Source organism: Staphylococcus lloydii, from assembly GCF_015775975.1.
GTDB classification, from domain to species: Bacteria; Bacillota; Bacilli; order Staphylococcales; family Staphylococcaceae; genus Staphylococcus; species Staphylococcus lloydii.
The window spans coordinates 705,426-725,290 of sequence record NZ_CP064056.1; the positions used below are offsets into that span (position 1 = coordinate 705,426).

Below are 19,865 nucleotides of genomic sequence, written 5' to 3' on the forward strand. Positions count from 1 at the left end.
ATATATAATAGACAACATGGTTTGGAGGATAAAAAATGTATAAAGCAGTAGTATTCGATTTTGATGGCACAATTATTGATACAGAAAAACATTTATATGACATAATAAATAAGCATTTAACCAAACATAACCATGAACCTGTATCGCTAGACTTTTATACGGGCTCAATTGGTGGAGCTGCCAACGATTTACACGAATATTTAGAGGATAAATTAGGAGAAGCACTGAAAGAAGAAATATATACTGAACACCATGAAACGAGTAAGGATTTACCAATATTTGAAGAAATAAAAAATTTGATGGCGTATTTAAAACAACGCCATATTCCAATGGCAATAGCGACAAGTAGTTATAGAGCGTCTATCGAACCTGCTTTTAAACAATTAGCATTAGACGATTATATTGATGTTGTTGTAGGTAGGGAAGATGTCGCAGAAGTAAAACCAAATCCAGAACTATACTTAACGGCAGTGCAGGCTTTAAATTATAATCCAGTGAATTGTCTGGCATTAGAAGATTCTGTAAATGGTGCAACGGCTGCTATAAATGCAGGTCTTGATGTCATCGTTAATACGAATAAAATGACTGAAAATCAAGATTTTGCAAATGTGGCATATTTAAATAAAGATATTAGTACTGCAAATATAATTGCTAACTATTTTGAAGCGTAACAAAATGAAAGGTGCTTAATATGGCTATGAATTTAATATTATTCTTTTTAGCAGGACCTATAATTTTAGCTATTGGCAATCTTATTCTTGGACCAATTTTTAATAAAAAAATTCCTTTTAGAATCCAAGTAAGATCATTTATAGTGAGTACAATCATATATTTAATCTGTGCTGGGTTACTGTATCATTTTTTCTTATCCAGTAAATTTTAAATAAAAAAACAGATGGCTATCTAATTGAAAAGATAGTCATCTGTTTTTTCGTGTGTTAACAAGTTATTTCAGAAATTGAAATACTAAAGTTGCTATTACTAATACAAGTAATAGGGCATCGACGCCAATCATAATATTAAAACGTGTGCTTTTTTGACCGGCAAGTTTGCTTTTTTTAGCAGCTTTCATGTTTGGTATCAAACTAACTAATAATAAAATAATAATTACTATACCTAAGAAGATAGTCATTTAGGGCCACCTCCTTGTTTACGTTTATCGATATATACCCATATATAACCTGCGATAACTCCTAAAACAAGACCAGCAATAATCGCTATTTTTAAGGTGGATAAAATACCACCAATAATAACACAAATAAGCATTGCAATTGGGATAGTCGTTCCAAATTTAAATTTAAGTTCTGGCGTGTGCATCATCGCAAATAAGGTGAAGTATAGTACGCCTAAAACAAGTGCAGCTAAAATAGACTTACCTACGAGAGCGGGAATGTCTCTATCATGTTGACCGAAATAATTCAGTATAAAAAACAGGATGCCAAAAATTATAGTTATGGTAACGGTACGGCTGAATAAATTTTTATTCATAATGAACTCCTTTTTGTAAATATAGAGGAAATTATAGCATATAGTTTTATTTTATTATAATGAGAAAACAATAGCATTATAAAGGGTTCGATTTTTAGACATCATAATAATTTTAATTAAAAAGAAAAATACCTTTTGCAATTTTAGTGAAAGTATCATAGAATATATGAGGGGTTATGAAAGCCCTTACATTTTGAAAACTGTGTTTTTAATTAAAAATTTATAGTATAATAGCGAGATATAACATTTACAATTTTCGTTTATTTTTAAGAGAGATGGGGTTTGAATTAAATGAATGATGAAACAGAATTACATAGGGGGCTGAGTGCTCGACAAATTAGAATGATCGCACTCGGTGGTACTATCGGTGTCGGATTGTTTATGGGGGCAACGAGTACAATTAAATGGACTGGACCTTCAGTTATCTTTGCTTATTTAATTGCAGGTTTATTTTTATTCTTAGTTATGCGAGCAATGGGTGAGATGGTTTATCTATATCCTACAACAGGCTCGTTTGCTAACTTTGCAAGTGACTACATACATCCAGTTGCTGGGTACTTAACAGCATGGAGTAATATATTCCAGTGGATTGTCGTCGGTATGAGTGAGGTTATAGCCGTCGGTGAATATATGAATTTCTGGTTCCCGCATTTACCTCAATGGATTCCGGGAGTTATCGTTGTTTTATTATTATTAGGAGCTAACTTAGTTTCTGTAAAAGCATTTGGTGAATTTGAATTCTGGTTTGCTATGATTAAAGTAGTAACAATTATCTTGATGATTGTTGCAGGTTTAGGTTTAATATTCTTTGGCTTCGGCAACGGTGGTCATGCAATTGGTTTATCTAATTTATGGTCAAACGGTGGCTTTATGCCAAATGGTTGGTTAGGCTTCTTCTTTGCATTATCAATTGTTATTGGTTCATATCAAGGGGTTGAACTTATCGGTATATCAGCCGGTGAAACAAAAGACCCTCAAAAAAATATAAAAAGTGCAGTTAATGGTATCATTTGGCGTATTTTAATTTTCTATTTAGGTGCGATTTTCGTTATTGTTACAGTTTATCCTTGGGATGAACTTGGTAATATCGGTAGTCCATTCACAGCAACCTTTGCTAAAGTAGGTATCACATTTGCTGCAGGATTAATTAACTTTGTAGTGTTAACAGCGGCAATGTCTGGCTGTAACTCAGGTATATTTAGTGCAAGTAGAATGACTTTCACTTTAGCTCAAAAAGGGCAAATGCCTAAAGTATTCTTAAAAGTAATGAAAAATGGCGTACCAGCATATACAGTTATTGCTATTGCGATTGGTATTTTAATTGGTGCTTTACTAAACGTAATCTTACCTTTATTTATTAAAGGTGCAGATAGCGTCTTCGTATATGTATATAGTGCATCGATTTTACCTGGTATGGTGCCATGGTTTATGATATTAATTAGTCATTTAAGATTTAGAAAATTACATCCTGAAAAAGCAGAAGGTCACCCATTCACAATGCCAGGTGGTAAATTTGCTAGCTATGTTACTATTTTATTCTTCTTATTAGTACTTATTGGAATGTTATTTAATAAAGAAACTGTAGTATCCGTAGTTATCGGTATTGTATTCTTAGCATTTATGACTATCTTCTACTTCGTAAAAGGCTATCATAAATTAAATAAAGAAGATCAAATTTAATAACAAAGGGCATGTTCAATTCAGTTTGAATATGTCCGATTTTTTTATCGGGTAAAAAAACACTTCATAGCGAAGCCTTAGGCTACTATGAAGTGTTTTTATTAATGTTTAAATTTAATATTTGATAAATGTTTATGATAATTATCTAAGGCCATTTTGGATTGCGTAATAGAGTCTAACGCTTCACGATAGTGTAGTGATATATAACGATAGTATAGTACATCTACTGTGAAAAGTTGGGCAAATAATGAAGTCGTAGCTGCCATGCGCAATTCATTTTCATCCGTTGAACCATAAGCGATGGTATGATTCGACATATTCGCTATTGGATTAGAATGTGTGCTTGTTATCGTAATGATAGGTATTTGATAATCGTTTGCTACCTTTGCCATAGATTGCATTTCACTATGATGACCTTGATTTGTCACGAAAATAATACAATCATTGGCGTCATGTGTTGCTAGTGTAGTCATGAATAAATGAGTTTCTTCCATCAAACGTACATTTAAACCAATTCTAGATAACTTTTGAAATAAATCATTAACGATAATAGAAGAAGCACCATAACCAAAAAGAAAAATAGTACGTGACTGTTTTAATACATTACATACTTCATCAATCGTAGCATTGTCAATTTGTTGAGCGGTGTAAGACATTGTGTCTGTAGCTCGGGTTAACATCTTACTCTTTAACGTATCGACAGCTTCATTATCAATAATTTCCATATAATTATTTTTTGTCGTATCTGCTGGTAAATAACGAGATACATAAATTTTTAACTCTTGGAAACCTTGATTTGTAATCTTTTTGCTGAAACGAACGATTGAAGCGGTACTCGTATCTATTTCTTTTGCTAAATCTTGTACTGACATTTTTATAATAAGATGCGGAGACTTTAATATAAAGTCAGCAATTTTTTTCTCACTTTTTGTGAAATCTTGATACTTGCTCTCTATCTGATGAAGTATATTTTTCATGTTTAATCACCTAAATGATCAGATTCTCGCATTGCTTTATTGGTACCGAAAAGATAAGTGAATACAAAGCCACCTATATATGCTGCGAGTAGTCCTGCAATGTAACCTAAATACATATGATCAGATATTAACGGTAAAAGAGATATACCACTCGGTCCTATTGCAGTAGCACCTATATGTCCGATACCACCAATAACGGCGCCTCCAATGCCACCACCTATACAAGCTGTAAAGAATGGTCTGCCTAGAGGTAAAGTCACACCGTAAATCAGTGGCTCACCGATACCTAAGAAACCTATAGGTAAAGCACCTTTAATTGTATCACGTAATGTTTTATTTTTACGACATCTAAACCATAACGCAATAGCTGCACCGACTTGACCCGCACCTGCCATTGCCGCTATTGGTAACAAGTAAGTTGCGCCAGTTTGGTTTATCATTTCGATATGAATAGGGGTAAATATATGATGTAATCCTAACATAACCAATGGTAAGAAAAAAGCACCTATAATAAAGCCACTAAAGATACCCCCGATACCGATAACCCAGTTTATAACAGAGACAAGTCCAGTTGAGACAAATCCCGCTAAAGGCATGATGATAAATATAGTCATTAAACCGATGACTAAGAGTGTTAAGGTCGGTGTTATAATGATGTCTATAGCGTTTGGTACGATTTTATGTAATCTTTTTTCAACTAAACTAAGCAACCAAACTGCAAAAATAACACCAATAATACCACCTTGACCTGCTTGTAAATGGTCCCCAGTAAATATATTCGTAATCGCATTTTTATCGGTTAAACCTGTTAACAATGTCGTACCACCAATAACGCCACCCAATCCAGGTGTTGCACCGAACTCTTTTGCTGCGTTAATACCTGCAAAGATTGCTAAGTAAGCCAACATACCGTCTTTAATCACGTTAAAAACCGTCACAAGTTGTGTAACCCATTCCCCTGATATTTGACCACCTTGCATTAAGTTACTTAAGACAGCGCCAATACCTCCAATTAAACCGGCACCGATAAAGGCAGGTATTAAAGGAATAAATATATTAGCAATTGTTTTTAATAATTTATTAAATTTACCGCGCTTTTGCTTACTTTGAAATTCTGATTTGTTTTCAGCAGCTTTAGATTCTGCCGCTTCTCTATAAGTTTGTTGTTGGTGGGGGATTGTATCGCCTAATTTTACGCCACTTTGTTCTGCCATATGATTGGCAACTTTATTAACAGTTCCTGGCCCTACAACTACTTGTACACGATCGTCGTTAACGACTCCAAGTACACCTTCAATCGATTTTAAAGTATCGTAATCTACGGCGTTTTCATCGTTAACTTTAATACGAACTCTTGTCATGCAATTGATAATATTGTCTATATTGTCCATGCCACCGACTGCAGAAATAATTTGATCGGCTAATTTTTGTTCTTTTGACATATGACTAACCACCTTTATTATTTATTTGATAGCTTCTTTAATAATGCCATTATTGCTTTCTAACTTGTTTGCAGCTGCAGCGGCATCTAAATCACATAAATACATTACGACAGCTACCTTTAAGTTGTGTTGTGCTTTGTCATAGAGGTTTTTTGCTAATTGCGCATCGATATTACATATTTCTTGAATAATATTGATTGCTCGGTCATTTAACTTATTATTCGTTGGTTTCACGTCTACCATAAGATTACCGTAAACTTTGCCAGCACCTACCATTGTGATGGTAGAAATCATATTTAGAATTAATTTTTGTGCGGTGCCTGATTTTAATCGTGTTGAACCTGTAAGTACTTCAGGGCCAACATCGACTTCAATGGGAAATTGTGCATAGTTACTAATTTCGGCCTGAGTATTACATGCTATCGCTACGGTGTGTGCGTTAATAGAATCAGCATATTTTAAACCGCCTTTAACATAAGGCGTTCTGCCACTAGCAGCGATGCCGATAACTACATCTAATGAAGTTAAATTAATGTTTTTCAAGTCATTTTGTGCACCGATTTCACTATCTTCTGCGCCTTCAATTGCTTGAGTCATCGCTGCTTGACCCCCTGCGATAAGTCCGATAACTTCATCTGGCGTAGTATTGAATGTAGGTACACATTCTGCCGCATCAAGCACGCCTAAACGACCACTTGTTCCAGCACCCATATAAATAATTCTTCCACCTTGATTAAATTGTTGCGTGGTTAAGTTAACTACTTCAGCAAGTTGTGGTAATAACTGTTCAATACATAAAGCTACTTTTTGATCTTCTTGATTCATAACTGTAAGTGCTTCTTGAATAGACATTTCATCTAAGTTTTGTGTAGCGTCATTTCTTTTTTCTGTAGATAAATGGTTCACTGTATTCATCTCCCTTTATTTATGCTGAATGAAAACGTATAGTTACCTTTAATACAATGTAATAAAGCAATTTCATCTTCATCAATATGACCCGCAACATTGACATGCTCGTGACTAGGTAAGTTAGACTTCATCATTTGTAATTCTCCCTCATATCTGCCGTTCAAATGATTATCGATTGTAACGTCACCTATATTTCTTTCGATTGCATTTAAAGGAGCGATACTGGTGTTACAATATGACCTTGCTTCTTGTGAGCGAATACTAGTCGCTGGATTATCAGGTCTAGACGTATGTTGATGTTGGAAAATTTGTTTGTATTGCTCATCAAATAACGTCACATTAAAAGTAAGATGTTGCTTATGTAAATAATCACTTAACAGAGATGCTTCGCGATCGTTTAAAGCGCTATCTCCGACGATAACATTATTAATACCAGTTGCTAATAAGTTGTGAGCATTTACAATTGGGTTGCCGTAACGTGCTTCTTCTAATGTAGGTAAACCTTTATGCAATGGTCCTCTTGTTGTAGTTCCGGGTATAAAACCATAAATAATTGCATGTTTGTTAAATGATAAAATTAACTTATTTTGATGTGTGACACTGTTACTATCAAGTCCTGTATCTGGTCGTGGATAGTAATTATGGCAAAACAATATCTGTTCAAAGTTCGTTACGGACTGATATAAGTCGTTTAATAAATCGTAAGTGACAGTGCTTGCATTTAAACAACATTTGAAGCCGTGTTTGATAATATCATTTACGACTGCTTTAGAAGTTTCTGCATCGATACGTATGACGATATCCGCCTTTGGAAATGACAGACTATTATATAATGATTCTGTAAGTAATTTAGGGTTTATATCTATGATATAAGTTACGTTCGTATGTTGTAAGAATGTTAAAAGAGACGTTAAATATTGTATTTTAGTCGTGTCGTTTTCTTCTGGTATCTGCATCGATGTGAAAATGGTGTCATAATTCAAATCAATCATTGTTTGAATATAGTTTTCATTTTTATCTTGTCCTAAATAAACAGAAAACCCATGCATTGTAATCCCTCCATCCTTATGTAATCGATTACATTATACAATATATGAAATAGTATTACAATTTGGTAATTAATAACAATTTATATTGAAATATTATTTCAATATAAAGACGATACTTTCGTGTAACAATAATAATCTTTTTTGAATGTCTTCAATGTATGCTTTTGTATTACCATTGTCTAAAGGTTCAATGGGGTTATGATAACAGTCGGTTAAAAAATTAAAAAACTTATAATGCAGAAGAGAACAGTGTACAATGGGTTGTTCTTTTAAATCGTTATACAGTTTGTGAATATTGTTGTTTACATTGTTTTGATAAGTATTAAGTTTATTGTTATTAGTTATGTAGGCAAATTTAAAAAGTTCTATATCATTTAATAAGCTATTGATTTGCTGTTCTAGTTTTATTAATTGTTGTAGTATCATTAAATATAAACATTCCTTTCAAGTAAGAGAATTCAATGAGATGAAATATATATGTTAAGTAGAATAGAGCGAGGTACAGCTATGCGGAGAAGTGGGAAGTATACAAGAGCAAAAATAAATAAGATTGATTTTCTAGCAATTCCAATACTTTTCGTTACGATGATTATTTTTATATTATTAGGTCGATTATATGCAAGTGTTGTGGTTGAGGATTTAACTAAAAGTGAGCATGTCATGCTAGGAGCATTTGTACAATTACTAGCTTATACGGCAACTATACTTTGTTATTGGTTCATAAAGAGGAAAAGTTTTGTAGCTAGATTTAATGCAAATTTTAATTATATAGTAAGGGATTGGAAATTTATTGCGCAGGTATTTGTTATTACATATTTGCTTTCATACATATATAATTATGGCGTTCAGTATCTACCCGGAGACTTAGGTTTTTCAGAAACGCAAAATGAATTGTCGTTACAAGTCATTTTTAGTAACCCAGTATTTTTACCAATAACCTTCATACTTATTGTAATCGTGGGGCCATTTATTGAAGAATTATTTTTTAGACATCTTTTAATAGGGGAATTAGGAAAAAAATTTAACTTCAAAATAATGGGCATTATATCTGTAATTGCATTTAGTTTTATGCATGTTACAGATGCAGCATCACCGTTAGAATTTGGAAGTTATTGCATTATTGCTATAGGTATCGTCTATGCTTATTTAAAATCTGGGAGAAAATTAGGGGTAAGCGTAAGCTTGCATATGTTGAATAATTTACTAGCATTTATCATTACAATTTTAATGTAATAATAAGTAATAAAAATCCAACTGGAGTTTAGACTTCAGTTGGATTTAAAAATTCACGATAGTTTTTAATAGATATATCTTGGGTTTTTATTTTTTTCTCAAATGAGTAAGCTATATCTTGAATATTTGCGATAGGAATCTCACTTGTGCTACCAAGCCCTATCTCGAAAACGACCGCTTTCCAAAGTCCATTTTCACAAATTAAGCCAATGAAAATAACATTTTCTGTAAATAATTGTTCTTCATCAAAATATTCCATAGACATCACATTACGTTCAGTACAATAAATTAATAGGTCTGAAAATAATGAAGGTAATGCCACATGTTCATGTTGTTCAAATTTAATATAACGATCTAATCGTTTTAGTGTCTTTCTCATTTTGCTATAAGGTAAATTTAAGCATTTTTTTATTATTGCGGATATTTCTTCTTTATAAGGTAATGTGGAAATTGATTGGCTTTCATTTAACACAAGAAATAGAGCGGACAACTGACTTTCGGTAAGCTCAATTGCGTAATTATGCTGAGATTCTTGTAATTGATAGCCACCCAACTTACCATGTTTAGCTAAAATTTTAACGCCTTGATCTTCTAATTCTTGTATATCCCTTAATATGGTACGTTTGGAAACTTTAAGATTGTGAGCTAATTCAGCAGCGGTTATCTGCTTATTATGATGAATTGCATTTACAATCATATTTTGTCTTTCGCGTTTATTCAAAGAAAGTCACCTCCCAAATCATTACATATTACATTTAGTATAGCATAAATACGATGATGACGATATTCTGACAGGTTTTATTAAAAATTTTTAGAAAACGCTTACATTATTGTGCGACATATGTTAGTATATTAATTAGTAACAAAGGGGATAGCATTAAAGAAAAACAAAGGGGTAGCTATATACATATAGTTTTGTTGAATATTTAATTGCTTTAGTTACTATTCAAACATCTTCAATATTTATTACTTACTTTCCTTTCTAATGCCGACTAGTTAAACTAGTCGGTTTTTTTGTTTTATATTAAGGTGGTAAAAGTATGATAGTTGATGAAGGGGATATATGGTAGAATGAAGAAAATTATGCAACGGTAAAAAAGCATTGAGAGGTGTAATAATGGAAAAGGAAGACTTACTACAAATAGATAAACATATTAGAGAATGGTTAAGTACATTAGATGCTGTTATACCACAACTAATTGCAGAAATGGAAACTACGACGAAACAAAACAGATTTGATTTAGTTACAAACGTAGATAAAACAATCCAACAACATTTCGAACAATTTCTAAACGAAAACTATCCGCAACATCAACTTTTTGCAGAAGAAAAAAATAACGATGACGTTCAACCTAAAGAAGGTCATGTTTGGATAATGGATCCAATTGATGGAACGACTAATCTAGTCAAACAACAATATGATTATTGTATTATTTTAGGATATTTTGTTGATGGTATACCGACACTTTCATACATATATGATTATCCAAATCAAACTTTACATAAGGCAATAAAGGAACAAGGCGCATATACGAATGGGGCATTAATTCCAAAGCCTGAACCACAACCACTCAAAGACTTAATTATTTCATTTAATTCACAAGTAATGAATAATGACACAATTAATGCGTTGTATGATGCGGCATTTAGTTACCGTTTTATCGGTTCATGTGGTTTAGATTCAGTAAGGGTTATACATGGTCAGTTTGGTGCGCATATTAACACAAATCCAAAACCTTGGGATATTGCAGCGCAGTTTTTATTTGCCCAAGAATTAGGACTAAAAATGACGACGTTAAGTAATGATAAACTTGATTTTGCTACAAGTGGGCCGTTTATTATCAGTAACGAGGGTTGTCATGAAGAAATTTTGAATATATTAAATAGTGGAAATGGTTATGAAAAATTTTAACTAATTAATTCTATATAAATTAAAATATAGGTCTAAAGCACTATGTTTTTATATGACGTTTAATATATAATATTTGTTAAGTAATTAAAAATAGAATAAGAGAATAGGAGTGATGTGAGTGAACCGCTCAGATTACTATACAAAGAAAAAGATGAGTGCGCCGAAAAAAGCTATTTTATGGATAATTGGCATACTTGCAATAATAGCTGTTATTGCAGTAATTTATATTGGGTTTAAAATACTATCAGTAGGAAACGCAATACATAATCCTTTAGATAGAAACAAGTCATCACTAAGAAGTAGCGATGTGAGTTTAAAAAATGGCGACCCATTCACAATCGCATTTTTTGGCGTAGATTCAGACGCTAAACGTGCAGCGAATAACGGTGGTCAACGTAGTGATTCAATTATGGTTGTATCTATGAATCCTAAGAAAAAAACTTCTGAAATCGTAAGTGTGCCCCGTGATACACAAGCTAAAATAGTAGGTAGAGGAACAACGGAAAAAATCAACCATGCATATGCATATGGTGGTCCTACCATGGCTGTTAAATCTTTAGAAAAGTTATTAAATGTTCCTATTGACCATTACGCAACAATCGACATGGACGGTATGAAAGAAATGATTGATACACTTGGTGGTGTAACAGTTGTAAGTAATAGTACTTTCTCATATGATGGTCAAAGTTTTGAAAAAGGACAAAAAGTTCATCTAAATGGTAAACAGGCGATGGCATTTATCAGAAGTAGAAAAGAAAGTGGTGCAGGCGGAGATTTCGGTAGACAACAAAGACAACAGATTGTTATGGAAGCTCTAGCAAACAAATTAACGAGCGTTAAATCTGTAACGCACTTCAATTCTTTAATGAATCATATCAAAGATAATGTTAAAACGGACTTATCAATAGGCGATATTAACACAATTAGAAGTAAATACAATAAGGCAAATGACACTGTAAATAGACATCAATTAGACGGCCAAGGTGGTATTCAAGATGATGGATTGTATTACTTCGTGCCAAGTGATGATTCATTAAATAGTATTAAATCAGCTATAGACAATAATCTGGGTATATAAACTCACAACTTCACAGTTTGAATATTGAAATAAAGACCTTCTTTTAATAGAAGGTCTTTTTTAATGCGCTCAGATTCATTTAGTGTTCAGAAATTTTGTTGAAGAATAGTTATAATACGCTTTGAATTTCATAAAATGAAAATATGAAAAATATTGTAAAATACCTTAACATTTTAGCTTATCGGGTATACACTAAATATAATTCTATCTTTAATGAGTGTGGGGCTTATTAAAATAGAAAAATGTCACCTTTGTCAGTCGGGCATCAAATAATAAAAGGGGCTGTTGTAATGCAAACGCATTTAATTATTACGCTAGATGGTAAGGACTATTTAGTAGAACCGGGTACAAATTTACTTGAATTTATTAAATCTCAAGATACTTTCGTACCGTCAATTTGTTATAACGAATCGTTAGGTCCTATCCAAACGTGTGATACATGTACTGTAGAAATAGATGGTCAAATTGCTCGTGCGTGTAGCACAACAATTGATAAACCTATGGTTGTAAACACACAAAATGATAGCGTCCAAACGAGTCAAAAAGAAGCACTAGACAGAATTCTAGAGAAACATCAATTATACTGTACCGTTTGTGACTATAATAACGGAGATTGTGAAATTCATAATACGATGGATCAATGGGGTCTTGAACATCAGACTTATGAATATAAAGAAAAACCATATGACAAAGATTATGGTCCGTTTTATCGCTATGACCCAAATCAATGTATTTTATGTGGTCGTTGTGTAGAAGTTTGTCAGGACGTTCAAGTTAATGAAACGTTAACTATTGATTGGGAACGTCAACAACCAAGAGTAATTTGGGATAATGATACTACAATCAATGACTCTTCTTGTGTTGGCTGTGGCCAATGTGCAACGGTTTGTCCTTGTAATGCAATGATGGAAGTGAATATGGAAGGTAACTCAGGTTATATGACCGATATGGAACCAGGTTCACTTGCAGCGATGATTGATCTAACTAAGAAAGCAGAGCCGGGTTATGGTCCGTTGTTTGCAGTGTCAGATTCTGAAGCGGCAATGCGTAAAGAACGTATCCAAAAAACTAAAACAGTATGTACATATTGTGGTGTTGGTTGTTCATTTGATGTATGGACAAAAGACCGTGAAGTCTTAAAAGTACAACCACAACCTGAATCTCCAGCAAATAAAATATCATCTTGTGTTAAAGGTAAATTTGGTTGGGATTATGTAGATTCTAACGAACGTTTAACTAAACCTTTAGTACGTAAAGATGGTGAATTTTATGAAGTAGAATGGGATGAAGCTTTAAAAGTAGTATCTGATAACTTCAAAAAAGTAAAAGAAGAAAAAGGTTCAGATGGCTTAGCGTTTATTTCATCATCTAAGGCAACAAACGAAGAATCTTACTTAATGCAAAAACTTGCACGTCAAGTTATCGGAACAAATAACGTCGATAACTGTTCACGTTATTGCCAAGCACCAGCTACCAAAGGATTATTTAGAACGGTAGGTCACGGTGGTGACTCAGGTTCTATCGATGATTTAGAAAAAGCAAGTATGGTAGTTTTAATTGGTACAAATACTGCCGAAGCACATCCAGTAATTGCGTCTAGAATTAAACGCGGTCACAAGTTATATAACAACAATTTAACTGTTTTTGATATTAGAAAACATGAAATGGCAGAACGTGCTGACTATTTCTACCAACCTAAACCGGGTACTGATTTAGTATGGATTTCAGCAGTAACCAAATATATCATTGATCAAGGACTACAAGACCAAGCATTTATCGATGAGTGGGTGGATAATTTCAATGAATATTATGAATCTTTAGCACCTTTCACAATGGAATTTGCTGAAGAAACTACTGGAATTCCTAAAGAAGATCTTATTGCCTTTGCACATCAAGTTGTAGATGCAGAAGCATTATCAATTTGTTGGGCTATGGGTGTAACACAACAAGATATTGGTAGCGATACGTCTACTTCTATTTCAAATTTATTGTTAGCTACTGGTAACTATAGAAAACCGGGTTCAGGTGCATATCCTTTACGTGGCCACAACAACGTACAAGGTTGTAGCGATATGGGTAGTATGCCTGACCAGTTCCCAGGTTATCAATTAGTAACAGATGATAAAATCCGTGCTAAATTTGAACAAGAATATGGTACTGAATTACCAAGCAAAGCAGGTAGAGATAATCACCAAATGATGGAAGGCATACACAATGACGAAATCGGTTCGTTGTATTTATATGGCGAAGATACAGGCATTGTAGATTCTAATATTAATTTCGTACAAGCAGCTTTAGAAAAGGTAGAGTTCTTAGTCGTACAAGATGAGTTCTTTACTTTTACAGCTACTTATGCCGATGTAATATTGCCTGCGAGTCCATCACTGGAAAAAGAAGGTACATTTACAAACACCGAACGACGTATCCAACGTCTATATCAAGCCTTTGATCCAAAAGGAGATTCTAAACCGGATTGGCAAATTATTCAGCTTGTAGCAAAAGCATTAGGTTATGATTGGAATTACAACAATCCAAGTGAAATTATGGATGAGATAGCTAGATTAACACCATTATATTCTGGTGTGAGCTTTGACCGTTTAGAAGGATATAATAGTTTACAATGGCCTGTAGCTGAGGACGGCACAGACCAACCATTATTATATTTAGATGGTTTCAACTTTGACAATAAAAAAGCTAAATTCTTCCCATTATCTTTTGATAACTTCTTTAAAGAAAATGAAGTTTATGATTTACATGTTAACAATGGTCGTTTATTAGAGCATTTCCATGAAGGTAATATGACTTATAAAGTGCCAGGCTTAGAATATAAAATGCCGAATACCTTTGTAGAGATATCACCTGAGTTAGCTGAAGATCGTGGTATTCATGAAGGTGCTGAAGTAAAACTAATTTCTGATACGGGTGAAGTTGAAATTGTCGTTCATGTAACAGACAGAGTTAAAGGTAGAGAAATTTACATACCTTTAAATAATAATGCGATGTTACATGGTGATAATAGTGCGATTAACTTATTAACAAATAGTGATGTAGATAAAGATACTGATACACCGTCTTACAAACGTACAAGTTGTCGTATGGAAGTGAAAACACGTCGTGGTAAATCGCCGTTAAATCCTACAAACTTCCGTGTGGACAAACAACGCAAACCGCAATATAGCGTTCAAGTACAGAAGAAATGGGAACGTGGCGACTATATTTTCCCAGGAAATCAGGTGGATAAATAATGGCTGAAAGAATTAGTAAAATTAATCGAATAGAAAAGTCAGAAGAACAAATCAAAGCAGAGAGTCTAAGCGAAGTTACAGATGCCATAGCCGAAAACAAGGATAGCATTTTAAAAGCAATTAACTTAGTAAAAGCATTGGATGATGCGAAACTTTTAGACGCCATGTCTGGAGCGGTAAATGGTAGAGGCGTTATCGCTAACAAATTTGCCGTGGAATTGAACAAAGAGCAATATACTGGGCTAATATCCAACATGGCTTCACTCGTATTTTTACTAGGTGATTTAAACGTAGATGATTTAACGACAATGCTTAACAAAGTTTCAAAAGGTTTACATGTCGCAAATCAAGCTAACCCTAATCAAAAAACATCAATTACAGGTTTGATGGGCGTATTACGGGACGACGAAATGAACAAAAGCCTTACGTACATGTTAAATATGCTACGAGGTATGTCTAGAGAATAGTATTAGTTTTATAATAGCATACACCATTTGAACATTAGCACACGTGTTCAAGTGGCAGTATGCTATTTTTGTTGTCTTATTGTCATATAGCTTTAAGTTAAATTATGGTACAATTTGAATTGTTGCGTCATTTTAAGACGTGTAACTAGATAAAGGAGTGGACTGCTTATCAATCCAAATATCATTAAAATAATGGCTATATTTTCTAATATCTTACTCGTTATAGGAATTATATTATTAATTCTAATGCAGCTCATACCGGCAATAGCTATGTTTGTGGCATCATTAGCAATTAGTTTAGTTATTTTTAATGCTTTATTTAGAGACAAAAAAGGCATGAGAATTGCGGTAAATGTTTCATTTATCCTTGTCATATTTGTTATTGTTATAGCATATAAAATATTAACCTAATTAACCTGTAGGGGGATTTTAACACGATGGACAAGCGCATTAAAAAACGCCTACCAACTATAATTTTAATAGTAATATTAGTGGTTTTTGCCATATTATTAATTATTAATGAAACGAATTTATTTCATAATGAAAGAAATTATACGTTTAAAGAAGCGGTAAATAAACAAGTTGGTAATGACGCTTTAAATACAAAGGATACGAGTAATGGTTTTGAAGATGCTTCGAAAGCAGATGTTAGAAAAGCAATGAAAGTAGACGATAAGAACGATAGTATTAACCATATGCAAATTACTGAAAAAGTTGCCTTGTCCAAAAAAGAAGTGAATCATATGTTGCGTGATAAGGGCGTATTTAAAAATAAAGGACAAGCATTTTTAGACGCTCAAGATAAATATGATGTGAATGTTATTTACTTAATAAGTCACGCACTTGTCGAAACTGGTAATGGTAAATCAGATTTAGCAAAAGGTTTAAAAGATGACGGTAAACGATATTATAACTTCTTTGGCATAGGTGCTTTTGATGAAAATGCTTTACATCATGGTAATAGTTATGCAAAAAAAGCAAATTGGGACTCACCAGATAAGGCAATTATGGGTGGCGCAAAATTTGTCAGAGAAAATTATTTTGAAAATAATCAATTATCTTTATATCAAATGAGATGGCATCCTGAAGATCCAGGTAAGCATCAATATGCGAGTGATATAAATTGGGATGATAATATCGCTCAAGTAATGAAACATTATTATGAACAACTAGGAATTAAAAAAGATCATATTAATAAGCATCATTATTTGTAAGTTAATAATCAAGTAATGGCGTCATAATATAATTTTCGTGATTTTTTGTTTATTTCATCAATTTTAGATTTGAGGTGCAAGGAAATTGAAAATAGCAATTATTGGTGCAGGTATTGGCGGATTAACTGCCGCAGCTTTATTACAAGAACAAGGCCATGAAGTAGAAATATATGAACGCAACGAGACGGTTAAAGAAGTAGGGGCAGGCATAGGTATTGGTGGCAATGTACTTGCTAAATTAGCAGGACATGACTTAGCAAAAGGTATTAAAAACGCCGGTCAATTGATCAATGCGATGGAAGTATTAGATGATAAAGGAAAGACACTTTCGACGGCTTCTTTAAAAGAAAATACCATCAATTTAACGTTACGTCGTCAAACGTTGCTAGACGTGATTAAATCATATGTTGAACCATCTTCAATTTTTACAAATCACAACGTCACACATGTTGAAAATAATAGCGATAAAGTAGAAGTGCACTTTGAGCAACAAGAAAGTAAATCGTATGATTTATGTATTGGCGCTGACGGTTTACACTCACGTGTTAGAGCAAGTGTTGAACCAGAAAGCAAGCCTATTTATCAAGGCTATACTGTCTTTCGAGGATTAGTAAAAGATGTTCATTTGAAAGAGCCTCATGTAGCTAAAGAGTATTGGACTAAAAAAGGGCGAGTAGGTATCGTACCGCTTATAAATAATGAAGCATATTGGTTTATTTCTGTTAATGCTAACGAACAGGATGAAAAATATAAATCTTATGCTAAACCGCATTTGCAAGCTAAGTACAATCATTTACCAAATGAAGTGAGAACGGTCTTAGATAAACAAGAAGAAACAGGTATCTTATTACATGACATTTATGATTTAAAACCTTTAAAAACTTTTGTTTATGAACGTACATTGTTATTAGGAGATGCTGCACATGCTACGACGCCTAATTTAGGCCAAGGCGCAGGACAAGCAATGGAAGACGCAATCGTCTTAGCAAACTGTATTAAAACTTATGACTTTGAAAAAGCATTATCACGTTATGATGAATTGCGTGTGGGACATACGAAAAAGGTCATTAAAAAATCAAGATCAATAGGTAAAATAGCGCAAAGTTCAAATGGTTTAGTTATTAGATTAAGAAATTTTATGACGAAATTGATACCCAACAAATTAATCTCTAATCAAACTAAGTTTATTTATAAAACTAAAGATAAGTAGCAAGTAAGTGCAGAAATGCAAATAGCCAATCAACATGTTTGAATATAAATGTGTTGATTGGTTTTTGTATATTATTGCAGGATAATAATCTTAAGAACCTACCTGTAAATATTAATGCAAAGTTTCTTGAGATTAACGTTTGAAATTCATATTTATCATAATAAAAAACGACGGTTACAATGGAAATACCATTATAACCGTCGTTTTTGTTTGCCAGTCATAAGACAATGGGTGTATCTTTTTAAACTGCTTAGTTTACTTTAAATTGAGGTTCGTCCCCCGATAGTTTACTAATAGTATCGTTTGCTACAATTTTAGACATCATATCACGTGCTTCGAAAGTAGCGTTACCTATATGTGGCGTTATAACAACATTGTCTAATGTTTTTAGTTCATCATTTATTTCAGGTTCAAACTCAAATACATCTAGTGCTGCGCCTTCGATTTCTTGTGCTTTTAAAGCATCGACGAGTGCTTGTTCATTAACGATGGGTCCTCTAGATGCATTGATTAAATAGCTTGTCGGTTTCATCATCTCAAATTGCTCTTTATCAATTTGATGATGTAAAGAAGGGTTGTAAGCAGCGTTGATAGTTATAAAATCAGCATTTCTAAGCAAAGTTTCTAAGTCTACATACTTAGCGCCAATTTCACGTTCTTTTTCCGGTTTTTGATGTGGCCCTGTGTACAAAATATCCATATCAAAAGCTTTGGCACGACGTGCAACAGCACTACCAATTTCACCTAAACCGATAATACCAATCGTTTTTTTAGATACTTCACGACCTCTAAAGAATAAAGGTGCCCAGCCATCAAAACCTGTGGTACGACATAGTTTATCGCCTTCAGGAATTCTTCTAGCAACTGATAAAACTAATGCGATTGTTAATTCAGCAGTAGCGTCTGTTGAAGCTTTAGGTGTATTTGTAACATCAATATTGTTTTGTCGTGCATAATCAATATCCACATTATTAAAGCCAGCGCCATAGTTTGCAATGATTTTTAAATTTTTACCAGCATCGATAATTTCTTTATCAACATTAGTAGAAAGTAAACTAACTAAAGCATCGGCATCTTTGACGCCATCTTTTAATGTTTGTTGGTCTATAATACCAGTACCTTCATAAACAGAAACTTCAAAATGTTGTTCGAGTAAATCTAAACCTACTTGTGGGATTGCTCCAGCAATAAATACTTTTGACATTTATGTTCACATCCTTTACCACTAGTATAATAAAGATTTTAAAGAGTCACAAACTGTAGTGTTTTAACTTATTAATTTTAATCCTATGACTGCTACGATGATTAACCCTATAAAGAAAATGCGCGCGACGCTTTTAGATTCTTTGTAAAACAACATCCCAACAATCGTGCCACCACCAGTACCTATTCCACTCCACACAGAGTAGGCAGTCCCCATAGGAATTTGAAGCATAGCAATTTTTAATGTGCTAAAACTACAAATAAAAGCTATGGCAAGTGCGACGATTAGTGATTTATGATGTCGCTTTGAAAGTTCATTTAAAATAATAACACCGACAATTTCCATACAACCTGCTGCTACTAATATTAACCATGCCATTATGCTTCACCTTCATTCGTAGTTAATTTAAGTCCGATTATTCCAATGATTAATAAAGCGATTAAAATAATTTTTATTAAACTAAATGGTTCATGGAAAAATAATATATCGACTAACACTGTACCAATGGTCCCCATGCCGACGAAAACGGCGTAAACAGTACCTACCGGTAATGTTTTACAAGCGGCTATAACTAAATAAAAACTTAAAATAATAAAAATGGCGACGACAAGCCACGCAAACAACGAGTCGGCTTTATTCAAGCCCGTAACCCAAATAACTTCTACCAAACCAGCTAAAAATACTTTAAGCCATTGCATAGTAGACCTCCTTATATATGTAATAAACTCCACCATTTTCTCAGAAACTATAATGTCAT

Annotated in this window: 21 protein-coding genes; 11 read left to right on the top strand and 10 right to left on the bottom strand. The window is 33.4% G+C overall.

What is annotated here, in order from left to right:
* The first annotated feature begins 35 nt into the window (after positions 1-35).
* Entirely contained in the window at positions 36-671 is a 636-nt protein-coding gene (locus tag ISP08_RS03170; protein ID WP_195719384.1) for an HAD family hydrolase, read from the top strand.
* Positions 672-691: 20 nt separating this feature from the next.
* On the top strand, positions 692-883 hold the full coding sequence (locus tag ISP08_RS12890) for a hypothetical protein (protein ID WP_229294187.1): 192 nt from the start codon (positions 692-694) through the stop codon (positions 881-883).
* 63 nt (positions 884-946) lie between these two features.
* On the opposite strand, the gene ISP08_RS03175 is transcribed toward ISP08_RS12890, so the two are convergent.
* Both ISP08_RS03175 and ISP08_RS03180 read right to left on the bottom strand, forming a co-directional pair.
* Positions 947-1,132 carry a hypothetical protein gene (locus tag ISP08_RS03175; RefSeq protein WP_048793033.1) on the bottom strand — a complete coding sequence of 62 codons (186 nt, stop codon included), beginning with the start codon at positions 1,130-1,132 and terminating at the stop codon, positions 947-949.
* A complete protein-coding gene (locus ISP08_RS03180; RefSeq protein WP_195719385.1) occupies positions 1,129-1,488 on the bottom strand; it encodes a hypothetical protein in 360 nt (119 codons plus the stop codon). Before ISP08_RS03180 ends, ISP08_RS03175 begins: the two co-directional genes overlap by 4 nt.
* 291 nt (positions 1,489-1,779) lie before the next feature.
* Between ISP08_RS03180 and ISP08_RS03185 the strand changes: the two genes are divergently transcribed.
* A complete protein-coding gene (locus ISP08_RS03185) occupies positions 1,780-3,168 on the top strand; it encodes an amino acid permease (protein WP_048793031.1) in 1,389 nt (462 codons plus the stop codon).
* 101 nt (positions 3,169-3,269) lie between these two features.
* On the opposite strand, the gene ISP08_RS03190 is transcribed toward ISP08_RS03185, so the two are convergent.
* Genes ISP08_RS03190 through ISP08_RS03205 form a run of 4 tightly spaced genes read right to left on the bottom strand, consistent with a single transcriptional unit; the run spans position 3,270 to position 7,545 of the window.
* Positions 3,270-4,145, bottom strand: coding sequence for a MurR/RpiR family transcriptional regulator (locus ISP08_RS03190; RefSeq protein ID WP_195719386.1), 876 nt, complete (start codon positions 4,143-4,145; stop codon positions 3,270-3,272).
* 2 nt (positions 4,146-4,147) lie between these two features.
* On the bottom strand, positions 4,148-5,587 hold the full coding sequence (locus ISP08_RS03195) for a PTS transporter subunit EIIC (protein ID WP_195719387.1): 1,440 nt from the start codon (positions 5,585-5,587) through the stop codon (positions 4,148-4,150).
* 21 nt (positions 5,588-5,608) lie between these two features.
* Positions 5,609-6,493, bottom strand: coding sequence for an N-acetylmuramic acid 6-phosphate etherase (murQ, locus tag ISP08_RS03200; protein ID WP_195719388.1), 885 nt, complete (start codon positions 6,491-6,493; stop codon positions 5,609-5,611).
* Positions 6,494-6,498: 5 nt separating this feature from the next.
* A complete protein-coding gene (locus tag ISP08_RS03205) occupies positions 6,499-7,545 on the bottom strand; it encodes a MupG family TIM beta-alpha barrel fold protein (protein WP_195719389.1) in 1,047 nt (348 codons plus the stop codon).
* A gap of 477 nt (positions 7,546-8,022) precedes the next feature.
* Between ISP08_RS03205 and ISP08_RS03210 the strand changes: the two genes are divergently transcribed.
* Positions 8,023-8,778, top strand: coding sequence for a CPBP family intramembrane glutamic endopeptidase (locus tag ISP08_RS03210; RefSeq protein ID WP_229294189.1), 756 nt, complete (start codon positions 8,023-8,025; stop codon positions 8,776-8,778).
* A 28-nt stretch (positions 8,779-8,806) separates the two neighbouring features.
* Here the strand turns inward: ISP08_RS03210 and ISP08_RS03215 are convergent, their stop codons facing one another.
* Positions 8,807-9,499, bottom strand: coding sequence for a helix-turn-helix transcriptional regulator (locus tag ISP08_RS03215; protein WP_048793025.1), 693 nt, complete (start codon positions 9,497-9,499; stop codon positions 8,807-8,809).
* Positions 9,500-9,895: 396 nt separating this feature from the next.
* On the opposite strand from ISP08_RS03215, the gene ISP08_RS03220 reads away from it, so the two are divergent.
* The 7 genes from ISP08_RS03220 (at position 9,896) to ISP08_RS03250 (ending at position 17,904) form a co-directional block, all read left to right on the top strand.
* Complete coding sequence (locus ISP08_RS03220; RefSeq protein WP_195719390.1) at positions 9,896-10,690, top strand: inositol monophosphatase family protein; 795 nt, start codon at positions 9,896-9,898, stop codon at positions 10,688-10,690.
* Positions 10,691-10,841: 151 nt separating this feature from the next.
* Entirely contained in the window at positions 10,842-11,768 is a 927-nt protein-coding gene (locus ISP08_RS03225) for an LCP family protein (protein WP_229294190.1), read from the top strand.
* Positions 11,769-12,058: 290 nt separating this feature from the next.
* Positions 12,059-15,013 carry a formate dehydrogenase subunit alpha gene (fdhF, locus tag ISP08_RS03230; RefSeq protein ID WP_195719392.1) on the top strand — a complete coding sequence of 985 codons (2,955 nt, stop codon included), beginning with the start codon at positions 12,059-12,061 and terminating at the stop codon, positions 15,011-15,013.
* The gene (locus tag ISP08_RS03235) at positions 15,013-15,480 is read left to right on the top strand and encodes a helical membrane plugin domain-containing protein (RefSeq protein ID WP_048793021.1); all 468 of its coding nucleotides are present in this window, start codon (positions 15,013-15,015) and stop codon (positions 15,478-15,480) included. Before fdhF ends, ISP08_RS03235 begins: the two co-directional genes overlap by 1 nt.
* A gap of 192 nt (positions 15,481-15,672) precedes the next feature.
* Positions 15,673-15,891, top strand: a complete 219-nt coding sequence (locus ISP08_RS03240) for a hypothetical protein (RefSeq protein WP_048793020.1) — start codon at positions 15,673-15,675, stop codon at positions 15,889-15,891.
* A gap of 26 nt (positions 15,892-15,917) precedes the next feature.
* Positions 15,918-16,694, top strand: coding sequence for an N-acetylglucosaminidase (locus ISP08_RS03245; protein ID WP_195719393.1), 777 nt, complete (start codon positions 15,918-15,920; stop codon positions 16,692-16,694).
* An 85-nt stretch (positions 16,695-16,779) separates the two neighbouring features.
* Entirely contained in the window at positions 16,780-17,904 is a 1,125-nt protein-coding gene (locus tag ISP08_RS03250; RefSeq protein ID WP_195719394.1) for an FAD-dependent monooxygenase, read from the top strand.
* A 250-nt stretch (positions 17,905-18,154) separates the two neighbouring features.
* Here ISP08_RS03250 and ISP08_RS03255 read toward each other — a convergent pair whose 3' ends face one another.
* The 3 genes from ISP08_RS03255 to ISP08_RS03265 all read right to left on the bottom strand — a co-directional run bounded on the left by ISP08_RS03255 (position 18,155) and on the right by ISP08_RS03265 (position 19,806).
* A complete protein-coding gene (locus ISP08_RS03255; RefSeq protein ID WP_195719395.1) occupies positions 18,155-19,108 on the bottom strand; it encodes a 2-hydroxyacid dehydrogenase family protein in 954 nt (317 codons plus the stop codon).
* A gap of 63 nt (positions 19,109-19,171) precedes the next feature.
* The gene (locus ISP08_RS03260) at positions 19,172-19,486 is read right to left on the bottom strand and encodes a DMT family transporter (RefSeq protein ID WP_048793016.1); all 315 of its coding nucleotides are present in this window, start codon (positions 19,484-19,486) and stop codon (positions 19,172-19,174) included.
* Positions 19,486-19,806 carry a DMT family transporter gene (locus ISP08_RS03265; RefSeq protein ID WP_048793015.1) on the bottom strand — a complete coding sequence of 107 codons (321 nt, stop codon included), beginning with the start codon at positions 19,804-19,806 and terminating at the stop codon, positions 19,486-19,488. Before ISP08_RS03265 ends, ISP08_RS03260 begins: the two co-directional genes overlap by 1 nt.
* Positions 19,807-19,865 lie beyond the last annotated feature (59 nt).